Origin of the sequence: Subtercola sp. YIM 133946, from assembly GCF_036553535.1 — a bacterium.
GTDB lineage: Bacteria > Actinomycetota > Actinomycetes > Actinomycetales > Microbacteriaceae > Subtercola.
The window spans coordinates 189,103-202,743 of sequence record NZ_JAZHPE010000023.1 but is presented as its reverse complement, the minus strand read 5'-3'; the positions used below and the strand labels follow the sequence as shown (position 1 = coordinate 202,743).

Annotated in this window: 16 protein-coding genes and 1 tRNA gene; 8 read left to right on the top strand and 9 right to left on the bottom strand. The window is 68.7% G+C overall.

The features are described 5' to 3' along the window. Positions 1–103 precede the first annotated feature (103 nt). Together V3W46_RS09265 and V3W46_RS09260 are read left to right on the top strand one after the other, a co-directional pair. The gene (locus V3W46_RS09265; protein ID WP_331782809.1) at positions 104–931 is read left to right on the top strand and encodes an SGNH/GDSL hydrolase family protein; all 828 of its coding nucleotides are present in this window, start codon (positions 104–106) and stop codon (positions 929–931) included. 55 nt (positions 932–986) lie between these two features. After that, positions 987–1,058 (top strand) — tRNA-Gly (locus V3W46_RS09260). Between the two features lie 187 nt (positions 1,059–1,245). Here the strand turns inward: V3W46_RS09260 and V3W46_RS09255 are convergent. After that, positions 1,246–2,550: an alpha/beta hydrolase-fold protein gene (locus V3W46_RS09255; protein WP_331782808.1), complete on the bottom strand. Its 1,305-nt coding sequence runs from the start codon at positions 2,548–2,550 to the stop codon at positions 1,246–1,248. Between the two features lie 138 nt (positions 2,551–2,688). Here V3W46_RS09255 and V3W46_RS09250 point away from each other — a divergent pair, with 138 nt between their 5' ends. Continuing rightward, entirely contained in the window at positions 2,689–4,077 is a 1,389-nt protein-coding gene (locus V3W46_RS09250; RefSeq protein WP_331782807.1) for a glycine--tRNA ligase, read from the top strand. A 38-nt stretch (positions 4,078–4,115) separates the two neighbouring features. Here the strand turns inward: V3W46_RS09250 and V3W46_RS09245 are convergent, their stop codons facing one another. After that, positions 4,116–4,658 carry a hypothetical protein gene (locus tag V3W46_RS09245; RefSeq protein WP_331782806.1) on the bottom strand — a complete coding sequence of 181 codons (543 nt, stop codon included), beginning with the start codon at positions 4,656–4,658 and terminating at the stop codon, positions 4,116–4,118. A 193-nt stretch (positions 4,659–4,851) separates the two neighbouring features. Here V3W46_RS09245 and V3W46_RS09240 point away from each other — a divergent pair, with 193 nt between their 5' ends. Further along, on the top strand, positions 4,852–5,436 hold the full coding sequence (locus V3W46_RS09240) for a LysR substrate-binding domain-containing protein (RefSeq protein ID WP_331782805.1): 585 nt from the start codon (positions 4,852–4,854) through the stop codon (positions 5,434–5,436). Between the two features lie 124 nt (positions 5,437–5,560). Here V3W46_RS09240 and V3W46_RS09235 read toward each other — a convergent pair whose 3' ends face one another. The 3 genes from V3W46_RS09235 to V3W46_RS09225 all read right to left on the bottom strand — a co-directional run bounded on the left by V3W46_RS09235 (position 5,561) and on the right by V3W46_RS09225 (position 6,941). After that, entirely contained in the window at positions 5,561–5,827 is a 267-nt protein-coding gene (locus V3W46_RS09235) for a hypothetical protein (protein ID WP_331782804.1), read from the bottom strand. Between the two features lies 1 nt (position 5,828). Then, complete coding sequence (locus V3W46_RS09230) at positions 5,829–6,146, bottom strand: hypothetical protein (RefSeq protein ID WP_331782803.1); 318 nt, start codon at positions 6,144–6,146, stop codon at positions 5,829–5,831. A gap of 63 nt (positions 6,147–6,209) precedes the next feature. Then, positions 6,210–6,941 carry a hypothetical protein gene (locus V3W46_RS09225; protein WP_331782802.1) on the bottom strand — a complete coding sequence of 244 codons (732 nt, stop codon included), beginning with the start codon at positions 6,939–6,941 and terminating at the stop codon, positions 6,210–6,212. Between the two features lie 56 nt (positions 6,942–6,997). On the opposite strand from V3W46_RS09225, the gene V3W46_RS09220 reads away from it, so the two are divergent. Further along, positions 6,998–7,882: an alpha/beta hydrolase fold domain-containing protein gene (locus V3W46_RS09220; protein ID WP_331782801.1), complete on the top strand. Its 885-nt coding sequence runs from the start codon at positions 6,998–7,000 to the stop codon at positions 7,880–7,882. 108 nt (positions 7,883–7,990) lie between these two features. On the opposite strand, the gene V3W46_RS09215 is transcribed toward V3W46_RS09220, so the two are convergent. The 3 genes from V3W46_RS09215 to V3W46_RS09205 all read right to left on the bottom strand — a co-directional run bounded on the left by V3W46_RS09215 (position 7,991) and on the right by V3W46_RS09205 (position 9,802). Beyond that, positions 7,991–8,542 carry a flavin reductase family protein gene (locus V3W46_RS09215; protein ID WP_331782800.1) on the bottom strand — a complete coding sequence of 184 codons (552 nt, stop codon included), beginning with the start codon at positions 8,540–8,542 and terminating at the stop codon, positions 7,991–7,993. Positions 8,543–8,577: 35 nt separating this feature from the next. Then, a complete protein-coding gene (locus V3W46_RS09210) occupies positions 8,578–9,120 on the bottom strand; it encodes an NADPH-dependent FMN reductase (protein ID WP_331782799.1) in 543 nt (180 codons plus the stop codon). A gap of 346 nt (positions 9,121–9,466) precedes the next feature. Next, positions 9,467–9,802 (bottom strand): tryptophan synthase subunit alpha, encoded by a 336-nt coding sequence (locus tag V3W46_RS09205; RefSeq protein ID WP_331782798.1) that lies wholly within the window; start codon positions 9,800–9,802, stop codon positions 9,467–9,469. Between the two features lie 139 nt (positions 9,803–9,941). On the opposite strand from V3W46_RS09205, the gene V3W46_RS09200 reads away from it, so the two are divergent. The 3 genes from V3W46_RS09200 to V3W46_RS09190 are packed head-to-tail and all read left to right on the top strand — an operon-like array spanning position 9,942 to position 12,871. Next, positions 9,942–10,463, top strand: coding sequence for a GNAT family N-acetyltransferase (locus V3W46_RS09200; protein WP_331782797.1), 522 nt, complete (start codon positions 9,942–9,944; stop codon positions 10,461–10,463). After that, the gene (locus V3W46_RS09195; RefSeq protein ID WP_331782796.1) at positions 10,463–11,302 is read left to right on the top strand and encodes a thioesterase family protein; all 840 of its coding nucleotides are present in this window, start codon (positions 10,463–10,465) and stop codon (positions 11,300–11,302) included. The genes V3W46_RS09200 and V3W46_RS09195 overlap by 1 nt, the downstream gene beginning before the upstream one ends. A 45-nt stretch (positions 11,303–11,347) precedes the next feature. Further along, on the top strand, positions 11,348–12,871 hold the full coding sequence (locus V3W46_RS09190; protein ID WP_331782795.1) for an HNH endonuclease signature motif containing protein: 1,524 nt from the start codon (positions 11,348–11,350) through the stop codon (positions 12,869–12,871). Positions 12,872–13,192: 321 nt separating this feature from the next. Here the strand turns inward: V3W46_RS09190 and V3W46_RS09185 are convergent, their stop codons facing one another. Beyond that, on the bottom strand, positions 13,193–13,573 hold the full coding sequence (locus V3W46_RS09185; RefSeq protein ID WP_331782794.1) for a VOC family protein: 381 nt from the start codon (positions 13,571–13,573) through the stop codon (positions 13,193–13,195). Positions 13,574–13,641: the final 68 nt, after the last annotated feature.

Sequence of the window (13,641 nt, the reverse complement as noted above, 5' to 3'; positions counted from 1 at the left end):
GTGCGCCACTCTGGCACACACGATCTTCGAGGGTCAACGGGTTGCGGGTCGCACGGGGCCCAGGTCTATCGCGCGACACCGTGCCATCGGCTAGGTTTCGATCGTGAGCACACCACGGCTGCGCAGGCGAACCGTCGCTGCGATCGTCGTCGCCGTCGTGGCGCTGGTGGTGGTCGCCCTGGTGCTGACCGTCTCGTTGCTCGGCGGCCGGGCCGGCCCTGACATCGCCTCGGGCCGTGCGACCGTGACAACACCGTCGATGGCATCGGGGGCGCCGACGCCGGGCGGCTCGACGCCAAGCGGGTCGACGCCGGGCGCGCCGACCTCGACGGCCGGGTCGACCGCCGGCTCCGCGCCTTCCGCGGCACCGCTCGTCGTCTACCTCGGCAACTCGTTCGTGGGCGGCTCGACCGAAGACTCGGGCGCCGCCGACCGGTTTCCGGCGATGGTCGCGAATGCCCTCTCGACCGACTGGCAGACCATCACGGCCGACGGGTCGGGCTACCTGGCGCCGAGCGCGGGCGGTCTCACGTTCGCCGACCTCGCCGACCAGGTGCCGTCAAACGCCGCACTCGTGGTCATTCTCGGCAGCGACAACGACGAGGGCTACTCCCGCGAGAAGATCATGGATGCCGCGCTCGACACTCTGCAGATCATCCGTCTGCACGCCCCCGCCGCGCGAGTGCTCGTGGTGAGCACCCCCTGGGTGAGTGCCGACCCGCCCGACGGAATCCTCGCCTCGCGAGACGCCGTGCGCGACGCCGCCGCCATGGACAACCTGCCCTACGTCGACCCCATCGCCGACGGGTGGTGGGTGACGGGGCCCGCCGGCCAGATCGGAGGCGACGGACTGCACCCGACAGACCTCGGGCACGACCTGATGGCCGAGCATCTCGAGCCGGTCATCCAGGGGCTGCTGCCCGGGCGGTGACCGGAGTTGCGCGCGATCGCATCGATCCGCTAGGTTCTTTTCAGCATCACCGCATGCGGGTGTATTTCAACGTCAGACTGTCGGCCTTCCCGGTCGAAGATGCAGTGTTCAACTCCTGCCACTCGCTCCCGTGCCAATCTAAGGCCGCTCAAAATCCCTCGGGCTCCCGCCCGGGGGATTTTTGCGTAACTGAAAGTGGGTTCGCCGGGCTGCGCCCGTCGGAGGGGGCGCCGCACTGTGGGGCGTGGGATCGCCGGGCTGCGCCCGTCGGGGGGCGTTTCACTGCGCGGCACCGTGAGTCAGGGCACCCTGAATCAGGGGGTGCCCTTGCTGAGGCCCAGGCGCGGGTAGAGGGCGTCGTAGCCGGCCAGCAGGCCCGCATCGAGCGCCGAGCCGTCGTGGCCCGCGCCGGCGATCTCGGTGAAGGTGGCGTTCACGCCGGCCTTGACCGCCGCGTCGTAGGTGCGCTGCACGCCGGGGCCCGCCTCGGTGTCGAGCGCGCCGACGGTGAACACGGCCGTCGTGTCGGGGTAGCTGCCCTTGGCGAAGATTTTCGCCGGCCAGGTGGCCTCGTACGCCGACTGGTCGCCGTCGAAGTACTTCTTCACCACGCTCTTGTCGTCGACGCCCGGGTACTCGTCGCCCGAGATGTCGACGATGTTGCCGAACACCGACGGGTACTTCGCCCCGAAGTAGGCCGCGCACTCTCCGCCGTTCGAGAAGCCCAGAATGGTCCAGTCCTTCGGATCTTGCGACACGTTGAAGTGCGCCTTCACGTAGGGCACCACGTCTTTCATGATGTACGTCTCGACCTTGCCGTACGAGGTCACATCGAGGCACAGCGGGTCGGTCGTCGACGAACCCAACTGGTCGGGGTTGATCACGATCGGGGCGAGGCCCTTGTTGTTCGACGCGAGCTTGTCGAGGATCTGCTTGGGATCATCCAGCCCCGGGCTGCCCGGCAAGCCGTTCAGCTGGATGATCACCGGCAGCGTCGGGGCACCCTGAACGAGCCCGGCCGGGGGCACGTATGCCAGCGCCTTGCGCGCGTCGAAGCCGGAGTTCGTGTTCGGAATGTCGATGCTGCCGACCGTGCCCTCGCTGGGCATCGTCGACGGCGGGTTCCAGCTCTGGTAGAGCGGGCCGCTCGGCGCCGGGGTCGACGGATGCGTGCCGTTGGCATCGGGCACATCGAGCGGCTTCGAGGTGTCGATGCCGATCAGGGCGGCGATCGTCTTGGTGATGCCGATGCTCGCGTTGACGCCGAGCGTGCCCGTGAGCACGAACACCACGATCGCCACGCCGGCGATCACGCGGCGCCACCAGCGGGCACCGAACATGCTCGCCACAGCGAGGCCGACGGCCGAGAAGGTGAGCACGATCCACGTGGTGGTCTCGGGCAGGAACTGGGTGCCGAACAGATCCCACACCTGGTCGGTGAGAAACACGGTGAGCAGGGCGATGCAGGCGCCCGCGAGCACGCCCACCAGGGCCGAGAGCAGCCAGATCACCGTCGGGCGCCGCACCAGCAGGTAGACGATCAGCGCGAGGCTGAGCAGAACGAACGTGATGATGACCGGACCCTCGACGATGTTCATGGTGAGGATGAAGTCAGGCATTGTGCTCCCGCCGGCCGGCAGCCCCCCTCGGGCTGGTGTCTGCGAACAATCTAGCGCCTCAGTAAGATTGCACCACCGACCCAGGTCCCCCTGGAGCGAACGACACCGGCGCCCCGTGGGCGCATCATTTGGAGAACCATGGCCGACCTGTCACGTCTCGACACCGTAATCGCTCTCGCGCAACACCGCGGGTTCGTCTACCCGTCGGGAGACATCTACGGCGGAACGCGGTCGGCGTGGGACTACGGCCCCCTCGGTGTGGCCCTCAAAGAGAACATCAAGAAGCAGTGGTGGAATGCGTTCATCCGCAGCCGCCGCGACATGGTCGGGCTCGACTCCGCGGTCATCCTGCCCACCGCCGTGTGGGAGGCGTCAGGGCACGTGAAGGTGTTCTCCGACCCGCTGACCGAGTCGCTCGTGACACACAAGCGGTACCGCGCCGACCACCTGTTCGAGGCGTACGAAGCAGAGCACGGCTTCGCCCCGGTGAACGGCCTCGACGACATTCCCGACCCCGAGCATCCCACCAAGATCGGCCAGTGGTCGCCCATCCGCCAGTTCTCGGGCATGCTCAAGACCTACCTCGGCGTCGTCGACGACGAGTCGGGCCTGCACTACCTGCGCCCCGAGACCGCCCAGGGCATCTTCACCAACTTCGCCAACGTGGTGCAGACCTCGCGCAAGAAGCCGCCGTTCGGCATCGGCCAGATCGGCAAGGCTTTCCGCAACGAGATCACGCCCGGCAACTTCATCTTCCGCACCCGCGAGTTCGAGCAGATGGAGATCGAGTTCTTCGTCAAGCCGGGCGAAGACGAAGAGTGGCAGCAGAGGTGGATGGATGCGGTCTGGGCCTGGTTTCTCGACCTCGGCATGACCGAGTCGAACATCCGCTGGTTCGAGCACCCCAGTGAGAAGCTGGCGCACTACTCGAAGCGCACCGTCGACATCGAGTACCGCTTTCAGTTCGCCGGCAACGAGTGGGGCGAGCTGATGGGCGTGGCGAATCGCACCGACTTCGACCTCAAGACGCACGCCGAGCACTCGGGCAAAGACCTCTCGTTCTTCGACCAGGCCAACAACGAACGGTACATTCCGTACGTGATCGAGCCGTCGTTCGGTCTCACCCGGGCGCTGATGGCCTTTCTCGTCGACGCCTACGACGAAGAAGAGGTTCCGAACGCCAAAGGCGGCACCGACAAGCGCACCGTGCTGCACCTCGACCCCCGCCTCGCGCCCGTGAAGGTGGCCGTGCTGCCGCTGTCGAAGAACGAGGCGCTCATGCCGCTCGCGCAGCAGATCGCCGACGACCTGGCCGAGCACTGGGACATCGACTACGACGACACCCAGGCCATCGGCCGTCGCTACCGTCGCCAAGACGAGATCGGCACCCCGTTCTGCGTGACCGTCGACTTCGATTCACTCGACGACGCCGCCGTCACGGTGCGCGACCGCGACTCCATGAAGCAGCAGCGCGTGCCGATTACCGAGCTGCAGGCCTACCTCGCCGAGCGCCTGCGCGGCGCCTGACCCCGCCGAGCGCCTGCGCGGCGCCTGAGCGTGCCGGGTCAGTTGCTCTGGGGCGACGGCGCCCAGGGATCGAGCCCGAACTCGATGTCCCAGCTCGCTGCGACGGGACCGCTGGGCCTACTGCTTTCGACGGTGTAGATGGAGTGAGCCACGCCGAGGGCGAGGCTGTCCCAGGTCGACGCGTAGCACGTACCAGAGGCTTCGCCCGTGTCTGCGTGAGTGTTCCAGAGAAGGAATGTCTGCGTCCCGTCGCTCGTTCGTCGAAATTGCATCGGGCCCGAACGAAAGAAACCGTTGGTGCAGCTGATCGACATCTGGAACGCGGTCTCCGACCCGTCAGCGAGCCCGGCGACGGCAGCCGGTTTCACGTTGTGCATCGAAACGAAGAACTCGTTGGGAATGTTGGCGATCGGCGAGAAAGGCCTGCTTTCGAAGAGGGTGGGCTTCGGCGGTGCCGGCGGCGTGTGATGACAGGCCGGCGGGGCGTCAGGACCGCCGCAGTTGGCCGGCTGTGCGTCTGCCGCCGCGCCGCTTGCTAGTGCGAGCCCGGCAACCGTCGCAGCCAGAACGGCTGCCAGCATCTTTCGTCGAATCGTCATGAACGTGACCTCTTTTCGGTGTGCGGCGCGTGTCGCCGCTCTTTGAGAGAGTCGATCTGGCACCGATCATGACGGCGGTTGCCGAAAAAGTTCTGCTGCAGGCTCGCAGCCGAAGGGGTAGATTCGCTCGGAGTCGTGGTGTTGTGCGCGTGCCGTGGAACACGGGAAGGATGGGATGACTGCCGAACCCGAGGCACTCGCGCGTCTCTCAGACCTGGCCGCCGCTTTCGCCGGCACGCCCGAGGGTGACGCGGTCGTGACGGCCGTGGCTGCCCTGCGCGAGGCGCTGGCTGTCGCCGATGACGTGCTCGCCGCGCAGCCCGCTGCGTCCGCGGCCATCCGCCCGGAGCCCGCGGCGCCCCAGGCCGCCACGCCCGCCGTCGGGGAACCCGAGCCGTACGTGGTGGCGCTGGCGCCCACAGATCCGCTCGCCGGGCGGGAGGCGGTCGAGGTGACCGAGCTCACCGAGCGGCATCTGTTGCACAACCCCGACGAGGTTCCGGAGTGGCGGGAGGTCGCCGCCGAACTGCGGGGGCCGACTATCCGTACCTCGGTGAGTTTCGCTCTCGGGCCGCTCGCGACGCTCGACCAGCAGCTCGACCACGTGGCCGCCGCGAACGGCATTCTCATCGTGCCGCGCTCACGCGTCGAGTCGGCCGGCCGCTCTGACGTGACCTTCGTCGTGGTGGCCGATGTACCGGCGCGCGTGGTCAGCCCGCGCGTGCGCGCCCGCTGGCACCGCGTCGACTCCGCCGGCTGACGCCGGCGGCGTCGTCGACGCGGCCGATCGATTCACGAGTTCGGGTGGGTGTTCGGGCACTGCACTGTTCTCAACCCGCGAATCGATTGCCCGGGGGTGCGGGTGGGGTGGAGACTCTCTGGCGTCAGTGGATGACGAGCATGAGCGCGGTGATGACGACCACGAGCCCGCCGCCGACCGCGAGGCACCAGTTGCCGCGGCTCGACGCCGCTGTCGGGGCAACAGAATTCGGGTCGCGCGGCTGAGTTGCACCGTTGAGCGCGGCGAGGCGGGCGGATGCCTCGGCGGCGGATGCCGGGCCGAACGGGCCGGCCGGGCCGACGGGCGCACCCGTGCTGAACCGGATCCACGGCGCGGCGACGCTCAACGGCGTCGAGTCGGTCAGCGCCACGTCACGACTCCCCGCCGACGGCAGGTTCGCCCACGAACTCGTGGGCCTCCCGGGCGAGTTCGGGCCACAGCTGCAGATCGCTGACCCGCACCCAGTCGCGCGACGAGTGGCCGTCGACCGTGAACGCGAATGCCACCCCCCGGTTCTTCAGGTCGCTGGCCCGGGCCCGCGGCACCTCGACGACCAGGTCGTCGCCGGCGCGGAACGCGAACACGGTGCCGTGCACCAGCAGCCCCTCGTCGGTGTGGGTGACACCCTCTTCGTCACTCATGATCACTACCAGGTCTTGCCAGGCGTCGCCGGCCGATTCGTATGCCATGACTTCATGTTAGCCACCGGGATGGCCCCGGCGCGCTGCCCCGACCCTTTCGACGCCACCGTGTCAGTGGTCGCCGATGTTCGTCACGGTGACGGTCTTGCTGGCGCTGGTACCGTCGCTGCCGACGACCGTGAGGGTATAGGTGTGGTCGTCGTAGCACTGGTAGTCGAGGTCGCTGAGGCTGCCCGAATCGGGAACCACCTGCTCATACGGCTCGGCCTGCGCGTCGGTCGTGTCGACACCGACCCAGGCTTTGGCCCCGCCCGTGCTCGACCAGCTGATGGCGAGCGGCGTGCTGCTGAACGCCGGCACGCCCGGGCCGCCCGTCGAGCACGTCACGGTCGTCGGAGACACTGAGAACGACGTGATCACGGGGGCCGCGGCACCGCCCGATCCGGAACCCGACCCCGAGCCAGAGCCGGTGCCGGAGCCCGAGCCCGACCCCGACGTCGCCGTGGGGCTCGCCGTTGCGGTGCCCGTCTTAACCGGTATCGGCGTGTGGGTCTGGGCGACGGATGCCGAGGGAGAGACGGTCGCGAGGGCGTTGCTGTTCTTCGAGTTCGACTGGGTGAACAGAACGATGAGCACGACCAACAGGATGACGATCACGGCCGCCAGCGCGATCAGTACCCAGAGCAGCGCACCGCGCCTCTTCGGCTGGCCGGCAGGCCCGGCCGGCCCACCTGTGCCACCGCCACCGGTACCGCCCGATCCACCTGTACTGCCTGATCCGCCGACTCCCCCGGCACCCGACCCACCCGTCGGGAGTAACTCTGTCGGATTCTCGTCACTCATGACTACTCCTCAGTTGCTCCCCTCCACCATGCCAGAGTCGGATGCGAAAATAAACCATGTCGCTCACAATGGCCCTGACCCGCGGGCTGCTCCGCTTCACGCCGACGAACACGGCCACGCCTCAGACGCTGCGGGCGGCACTGGCAGATCGCAAGCCGCCGGCCCCGGTGACACGCGCGATACGTCGGGTGGCGCGGGTCGAACGGTCGGTCGTGAACGGATGCCCGGTCATCCGCCTCACCCCGAAGGCCCACGCGAGTGGCAACCACCTGATCTACACGCCCGGCGGAGCCTACGTCTCGCCGATTCTCGCCACGCACTGGAACATTCTCGCGGGGCTGATCGAACGCAGCGGAGTCAGCGTGACGGTCGCGCTGTACGGGCTGGCTCCCGAGCACCACGTCGACGAGGCCTACGATCTTCTCGACACGCTCTATGAGGCGGCGCAGGCCGAATTCGGGGGCCGCGTCTTCGTGGGCGGCGACTCGGCGGGTGGCGCCCTGGCACTCGGCCAGGCCATGCGCTACCGCGACGCAGCGAAGCCGCCGCCGCTGGGTGTGGTGCTGATCTCACCGTGGGTCGACGCGACGATGAGCAACCCCGAGATCGGTGCGCTGGCACGCCTCGACCCGATGCTCGGCGCGGCAGGGCTCGCTGAGGCGGGGCGCTGGTGGGCGGGCACCTCAGACGTACGAGACCCGCTCGTGAGCCCGTTGTTCGGGCGACTCGACGCTCTGCCGCCGGTGTACATCTACCAGGGCGACCGTGATCTCTTGGTGGCCGATGCGAAACTGCTCACCCGCCGCATCGCCCAGACCGGCGGCCGGGCAGAGCTGCGCATCTACCCGGGCGCCATCCATGTCTTCGTCGGCGCCCCATGGACGCCGGAGGCCCGCCGCGCACTACGCCACCTGGGCGCGGTGCTGCGGGGTCAGGCCTGAGCGCGCAGCAGCGGCAGCGGGGTGGATGGGCGGCGGGGGTGGATGACCGGCAGGGGTGGATGACCGGCAGGGGCTCGTTCGAGAAGCCCCCGCCGGGCATCCGGTCGCTCAGCTGGCGGCGGCGTCGAGGTCGCGCAGGTGACGGTACTGGCCCTTGAAGTAGAGCAACGGCTGGCCGGTGTGCCAGTCGGCCGAGCTCATCTCGTTGACCTTGCCGATGACGATGTAGTGGTCGCCCGCCTCGTACTCGGCGTAGATGTCGCAGTCGAGCCACATGAGCGTGTTGGCGATCACCGGGTTATCGTTCTGGGTCGGCAGCCACTCGATGCCGGCCCACTTGTCGGTGCCCTTGCGCGCGAACTGGTTCGAGATCTCGTGCTGCTCGTGCGAGAGCACGTTGACGCTGAACTTGCCCGTGTCGCGGATGCGCGGGTAGGTGGTCGAGTTCAGCATGACGCTGAACGAGACCAGGGGCGGCTCGGTCGAGACCGAGTAGAACGACTGGCAGGTGAAGCCCACCGGCTCGCTGTTCTCGAGGCCGCCGATGATGGTGATGCCCGAGGCGTAGTGCCCGAGCGTGTTGCGGAACTCACGGGGGTCGATCGATTCGCCCAGCGCGGTGCCTGACTGACGCTGCGCGGTGCTGGTCTGCTGGTTCATGACGATGTCTCCTTGATTGATGTGAGTCGACAGCGCTAGACGAGTGAGGGGGTGATGGAGCGGAGGTTCGCTGCCACGTTCGACAGGCGGCGGAGGTTCGCCGCGTATTCGTCGGCCGCGGCCTGCACGAGTTCGTCGATGTGATCCATCTGGCCCGCGACGAAGTAGAAACCCCGCCCCGGCACAGACGCACCCAGTTCGACCAGCAACGGCGCGAGGTTCACGGTCGGCCCCATCGAGTGCGACAGATCGGCCCCGGTCAGAACCGGAATCGCTGTCACCCCCGCGAGACCGTTGGCCGGGTACCGGTCGAGAAACGCCTTCAACAGCCCGGTGTACGTCGCCTTGTAGGTCGGCGACGCGAACACCGCGAGGTCACTGGCAGCGACGGAGGCGTTGAGCGCCGCCATCTTCTCGCTCGGCCACGCGAAGATCTCATCCGTGTGGTCGGCCAGGTCGATGACCTCGGTCTCATAGGTGCCGGGCGCGAGCAGCTTCTCCACGAGCGTCTCGGCGACCTTGAGGGTGCGCGACTTGGGTTTGGGGTTTCCGACGATAATCGAAACTCTGAGCGTCATCTATCTCTCACTAACTGGCGTTGACAGTAAATGAGACGACCGACGGCAGATGCAGCGAAGCTGACGAGCGAACCGCGAGCTGAGTGCAAACACCATCGTGTCTCAACACACCACCGAGATTTTGTGGCCCGGTGGGCCCGCAACGGCTTACGTTGCTCTACCAGTATGCAACCCGATTGTTACAGCTGTATTGCGCGGCCCCACAACTTTTCGAACTGTTACGTGGTCGGGGCCTTTCGGCACCCGGGGCGGTGTTCTAGGTGGCTGGCGCCTGCAGCATTTGGGCAGTGCGATCAGCGGCTGGCGGTTATCAGCGGGTGGCGCCCGCGGCACCCGAACAGCGCGATCAGCGGCTGGTGGTCTGGCCACTCGGTGCCCAGCCGTGCTCGCCGAGCATCCGCCACACCGTCTGGGTGAGCTCGGGGTACGCCAGGGCGATCTGCCGCAGCACGCGGTACTCCCGGGCCGAGGATGCCCGCAGGCCCCCATTGGCATCGATGGCGTCTTTGCGCAGCAGGTACACCACGAGCTCGTCGACACTCGGCAGCTCCTCCATGAACGCCCACGGGTCTTCACCGCCCAGCAGGCGGTCGTGCACCACGGTGTCGAGCTCTTGACGGGCCTCGGCGCGCAGAACTTCGAGGCTCGCCCGGTTGCGGGGCCTGATCTCGTTCTCGCTCACCCCTCAACCCTAAGCACATTCGGCCGGCGGTTCGCGCCGGCGGGGTCTGTGTTCGGGCGGGGCCGGGTCGGTCGTCCGCGCCGGCCGGGTCGATGTTCGCGCGGGCCGGGTCGGTCGTTCGCGCGGGTAGCGTTGTCTCATGACCGACGTTCAACCCGCACCCGTCACCCTCGAATCCGTCGACTGGTTCGACCCCCGGGCCGTCGCCATGCGCGACCTGATGGACGACGAGATGCACCGCCGCTACGCCAACCGCATGCCGGGCGGCGACCCCGAGACGCAGGCCCGCGTCGACGCAGCTCTCGCCGTCGATCCCGCCGACATCGTGGCCGTAGTGCTCGCCCTCGACGTCGACGGCGCCCCCCTCGGCCACGCAGCGCTGCGGATGCTCGCGGGCGAGTGGGAGGTGAAGCGCGTGATCGTGGCCGATGCCGCGCGCGGTCGCGGGGTGGCCACAGCGATCATGGCGGAGGTTCAGCGGCTGGCCGCGCAGGGTGGCGCGCGGCGCCTGATTCTGCAGACCGGAGACCGCCAGCCCGAGGCTGTGCGCCTCTACGAGAAGATCGGCTACACACCGATACCCATCTACGAGCCGTACGTCGAGGCGATTCCGTTCTCGCTCTGCTTCGAGAAGGTCGTCGCCCCGCCGGTCGGAGCCTGATGACCGCCTATTTCGAACGGGTCGCCGCCGACCGCTACCGGCCGACGACGCACGCCGGCGGGGCGTGGAACGACGCGGAGATTCACTTCAGCCCCCTCGGCGGCCTGCTCGTGCACGCGATCGACCTGCATCGCGCCGAGAGCGCCGCGTCGGCGCCGGCATCGGCATCCGCCCCGACGTCGGCGGCGCCCGACAAGCAGCTCGGCCGCATCAGCTTCGACATCCTCGGTTTTCTCGCCGCCGACGAGTGCACGGTTCAGGTGCAGACCGTGCGGCCCGGGCGCACCATCGAGCTCGTCGAAGCATCCGTCAGCATCGGGGGCCGCACGGCCGCCACGGCGCGGGCGTGGTTCATCTCCCCCGTCGATACCGCCTCGGTCGCCGGCGGCGAGCCCGAACCCCTGCCAGCTCCCCACCCGCTCAGATCGTGGCCGATTCACGAGACGTGGTCGGGCGGCTACGTCGCGTCGCTCGACGTGCGCCCGGTCACGCCCCCGCGGCCGGGTCGCACGACGGCCTGGCTCGGCTCCGGCCTGCAGCTCGTCGCGGGCGAGCAGGCCAGCCCGCACGCGTCGTTCATCGCGCTCGTCGACACCGCCAACGGCATCGCGGTGCGGCAGACGCCCGGCAGCTGGCTGTTCCCCAACCTCGACCTGACCATCCATCTCTACCGGCAACCGACCGGCGCCTGGGTGGGGCTCGACACCACCGTCACCTTCGGGCCGCTCGGACTCGGGCTCACCAGCTCGGTGCTGCACGACGTGGCCGGCCCGGTCGGCCGGGCCGAGCAGGTGCTGACGGTGCGCCCGGCGCCGACGCTCCCTCCGCAGGGGCGGTGACGACGCGGGCGCCCCAATGTCAGAGGGTCATGATTGAGTAGTGTCATGATTCGAGCAACCCTCACTAGTGCGATCATGCTTCGCGAAGCATTTGCGCGTGCAGTCGACGCCGTCGTGGCCGACGACCGTGAGATCGCCGCCCTGCAGGCCCGACGCGCGGCTGCGGTCGACGAGGCACGACACGCCGCGCTGGCCTTGTACTCCGGCGGGCAGGCCGACCGGTCGACGGGCGGGCCGAAGTGGTCGAACACCGTCGTCATCGAACGCGTTCTGGTCACCGAACTCGCCGTCGCGCTCCGCTACAGCGAAACGGATGCCCGGCGCCTGATCGACACGAGCCAGGCCCTGCTCGGCGTCTTCGCCGACACGCGCGATGCGCTTCACGACGGGCGCATCTCGTACCGCCACGCCGAGAAGATCGTGAAGCATGCCGAGCAGGTGCCGGTTGAGCGGCACCCCGAGTTCGAGCAGGCTCTGCTGCCCGTCGCTCAGCGTGTCTGCGCCCAGCGCCTCGACAGAGAGGCCCGTGCCGCTGTCGAGCTGGCCCAGCCGACCACTGCGGTCGCCCGCCACCTGAGGGCGGCCGCCGAACGGCGCATCCGTCTCGAGGCCGCAGCAGACGGTATGGCATTCCTGACGCACTACCTGCCCGCGGTCGAAGCGGTCGCCACCTACAACCGCGCCTCAGACCTCGCCCGCTCCCTGCGAACGGCGGGCGACCCGCGCACCCTCACTCACCTGCGCGCCGACGCCCTCACCGACCTGATGCTCAACGGCGAGACGAGCATCCCGAGCGCCACCCACGGCATCCGCCCGCGGGTGCATCTCACCGTGCCCGCCCTCGCCCTGCTCACCCGCCCGAGCACCCCCGGCACCTCCGGCACAACCCGCCCCGACGGCCACCCCCATCCCCATACGGCCAGGCACCCCCGCGCAACCACGCATCCCACCGACACCGGCCCCACCCACCTCGACCGCACGACCGCGCTTACCACCGACCCCGGTTCCGCCCACCTTGAGGGCTACGGACCGATCGATCGGCTCACCGCCCTCGAGCTGACGCGCGATGCTCCCGGATTTCTGCGCGTGCTCACTGACCCGATCACCGGATGCGCCCTCACCTACGGTCGCGAGCGCTACCGCCCCCCGGCCGACCTCGACGACCTCATTCGGCTGACGCACGCCGAGTGCACCTTCCCGACCGACTGCGCGCCATCGTCACGCGCCGACCTCGATCACACCGACCCGTGGGAGGAGGGCGGCGAAACCCGCTTCGGCAACCTCAGCCCGCTCTGCTCGAGCCACCACAAAGTCAAACACCACACCGAGTGGATGGTCGAGCAGCACCCCGACGCCACCATCACCTGGACTTCCCCCGCCGGCTTCGCCTACACCGTCGCCCCGACCCCGATCGCCCGCCCCGCTCCACACTTCACCGCCCACCCGGCGCCCGAATCTGCCGAAGCTGCCGCCCGACAAGTCGGCGACTCGTGCACCCAGCCGCTGGCCGCCATCCCGCCTGCCGATGCGCGGGCGCTGGCCCTGGTAGAAGCGTCCCCACCGTTCTGACAGCCATTCCGCACCACTGGACTACCGTCATGCCTGAAACGCAACGCACACGCCTGGGATGTATCCCACATGTGAAGGGCGCACCCCATATGCCTGGGCAGCATCTCACCTGCCCGGACGCACCTCACGCACGCCTGAGGGGACGCATCCCACGTGCCCTTACCTGGGACATTACGCGCATGCCTGGGACGTATCCCCATGCGAAGGACGCATCTCACATGCCTGGAGGGCATCACCACATGCAGGCACGCACCTCACGCCAGCGATACGCCGCCGCCCAGGCTCGATCGCCGGGCAGCGCGTGGCAGGTGGTCTCGCGCGTCAGGCCGGGCCCGCGACGCCGATCAGGTTGCCGGCGGGGTCGGTGAAGTGGCCCACGACCACACCACCCTTGTCGTTGCGCGCCGGGCCCAGAACGCGGCTGCCGCCGAACCGCACGGCATCGGCAAGGGCTGCCTCGACGTCGGGCACCCCCACGTAGAACGTCGCGCGCGGCGTGCGGCCGGCACCTCCGCCGATGCCGCCCGGAATGGCGGTCGCCTCGGCCGGCGGATCGATGAACGAATACGAGGCAGTGTCGGAGACCTCGGGGGCGACGGGGGCACCGGCGGGGGCATCCCACCCGAAGAGAGCGGCATAGAAGCGCCGCAGGGCGTCTGGGTCGGGTCCGATGATCTCGAAATGGACGACGGCGTGGGGCATCTCACAACCTCCCGGGCGAGTGGCGACGTGCCCACCGTACCCAGCCGGGCTCACGCGCGAAACCCTCG